The organism is Lysobacter sp. Root604 (genome assembly GCF_001427505.1).
Lineage (GTDB): Bacteria > Pseudomonadota > Gammaproteobacteria > Xanthomonadales > Xanthomonadaceae > Lysobacter.
In genome coordinates, this window is record NZ_LMGS01000006.1 from 1 (window position 1) to 1,066 (window position 1,066).

Annotated in this window: 1 protein-coding gene; it reads right to left on the reverse strand. The window is 68.6% G+C overall.

What is annotated here, in order from left to right:
• Positions 1–1,066: non-ribosomal peptide synthetase (locus tag ASD69_RS08445; protein ID WP_157499112.1), on the reverse strand; the 1,066-nt coding region annotated here is incomplete at both ends.

The window sequence follows — 1,066 nt, forward strand, 5'->3', positions numbered from 1 at the left end:
TCGCCACGACGCAAGGTGGCGGCGTAGGCGCTCAATACCGGCGCGGCAAACAGGTGGCGCACCTCGCCGCGCAAGCCCTTCGCGCGCAGACGCGTGGTCATCGCGACCACCAGCAGCGAATGCCCGCCGAGCTCGAAGAAGTGATCGTGGCGGCCCACCTGCTCGATGCTCAGCAGCGACTGCCAGATCTCGGCCAGCTCTTGTTCGATCTCGCCCTGCGGCGCCTCGTACTCGCGCCGCATCAGCGACGTTGCGTCCGGTGCCGGCAAAGCCTTGCGATCCAGCTTGCCATTCGGTGTCAGCGGGAACGCCTCCAGCATCAGCAACGCGGTGGGCAGCATGTACTCCGGCAACTGCGCGCTCAGCTGCAGACGCAGCTCGGCCGCGCTGACCTGCGCGCCCACCTCCGCCAACCAATACGCCACCAGCCGCTTCTCGCCCGGCACGTCCTCGCGCGCCAGCACCACCGCTTCGCGCACGCCGGCACACGCCGTCAGCCGGGCCTCGATCTCGCCCAGCTCGATGCGGAAGCCGCGAATCTTCACCTGGAAGTCGTTGCGTCCCTGGAATTCCAGCGTGCCGTCCTCACCCCAGCGACCCAGGTCGCCGGTCCTGTACATGCGCGCCTGCGGGTCGGTACTGAACCGATCGCGCACGAAGCGTTCCTGCGTGAGGTCCGCGCGGTTCAGGTAACCCCGCGCCACGCCATCGCCGCCGATGTGGAGCTCGCCCGTCACACCCACCGGCGCCGGCTCGCCGCTGGCATCCAGCACGTAGATCCGGGTATTGCCGATCGGCCGGCCGATCGGCACCGAGCGCGCCTGCGCATCCAGCTCGGCGATCTCGTGCGTGCTGGCGAACGTGGTCGTCTCGGTCGGTCCGTAGCAATGCACCAGGTGCGCAGGGCGCGCACCCTGCAACACGCGACGCACCACGTCCGCGTCGATCCTGTCGCCGCCGAACAGCAGATAGTTCAAACGCTCGAAAACCGGCCCCAGCGCATCGGCATACTGATGGAACAGGCCGGCGGTCAGGTGCAGCACCGTCGCCTGGTGGCGTTGCAGCG